Genomic DNA, 1,171 nt, shown 5'->3' with positions numbered 1-1,171 from the left:
TAATACCAAGGAGCGCTGAGGCTGACTCACGCCAGGGATTCCCAAGAAGGTGAAAATCTGATTCGATGTTGCAAGCACATGGAGGCTTGCGATGGCGGCAGCGATTGGGGTTCGATCTGACTACACATCGGCGGATTTGCGTGGGTTTGCGCGACGAAGTGATGATGCCGATCAGGTCCGGCGTCTGTTGGCTGTTGCACTGATCCTGGACGGGGGCAGCCGCAGCGAAGCGGCGAAGATTGCCGGCGTGACTCTGCAAATTGTGCGCGACTGGGTTCTGCGCTTCAACGAGGGCGGTCCTGACGGTCTGGCAACGCGCAAGGCACCGGGGCGAGCTTCGATCCTGAACGACGAGCAGCGTGCCCGGCTTGCCGAGATCGTCGAGGCAGGACCGATCCCCGCAGCGCATGGCGTAGTGCGCTGGCGACTTGCCGACCTGGCGCTGTGGGTGTGGGACGAGTTCGAGCTGTCGGTCACACGCCACACCCTTGGGCGCGAACTTCGCGCCATGGGCTATCGCAAGCTCTCGGCCCGGCCGCGCCATCGTGGCCAGAAGCGCGATGACATTGCCGATTTTAAAAAAGCTTCGGCGCCCGTCTGGCGCAAATCAAGCGGCGGCTCCCGAGAGGAACGCCGATAGAGCTGTGGTGGGCAGACGAAGCAAGGGTAGGGCAGCAGACCAAGCTCACTCGCCGCTGGGCCAAGCGAGGCACCCGTCCTTCAGCGCCGAAGGATCAGCGCAGGTCTTCGGCATGGATTTTCGGGGCGATCTGTCCGGCCCAGGGCAAGGCCGCCGGCATCGTCATGCCCCGCTGCAACAGTGAGGCGATGAGCATGCACCTCGAGGAAATCGCCTTCCACGTCGCGCCGGGCGCGCATGCGGTCCTTCTGCTTGATCAGGCCGGATGGCACGGCTCGGCCGAGCTGGTCGTGCCTCCCAACATTACCCTGATGCCGCTGCCGCCGAGATGCCCTGAACTTAACCCGGTCGAGAACGTCTGGCAGTTCATGCGTGACAACTGGCTGTCGAACCGCATCTTCAAATCCTACGACGACATCGTCGATCACTGCTGCTTCGCTTGGAACAAGCTCGTCGATCAGCCCTGGCGCATCATGTCCATCGGAATGCGCCAATGGGCACATGGGTACTGATCAATGCACCTTGGTATAA

General features: G+C 62.0%; 1 protein-coding gene. It reads left to right on the top strand.

What is annotated here, in order from left to right:
* Positions 1-91: 91 nt before the first annotated feature.
* Positions 92-1,152, top strand: a protein-coding gene (locus B5483_RS22720; RefSeq protein WP_245829577.1) for an IS630 family transposase whose coding sequence is annotated in 2 segments (ribosomal slippage) — positions 92-584 and positions 584-1,152 — 1,062 coding nt in all. Because the reading frame shifts where the segments join, the coding sequence is not laid out codon by codon here.
* Positions 1,153-1,171 lie beyond the last annotated feature (19 nt).

This window comes from Novosphingobium mathurense (assembly GCF_900168325.1).
GTDB lineage: Bacteria > Pseudomonadota > Alphaproteobacteria > Sphingomonadales > Sphingomonadaceae > Novosphingobium > Novosphingobium mathurense.
Note: the sequence above shows the minus strand (reverse complement) of the source record. Positions and strands in the feature narration are given on the sequence as shown.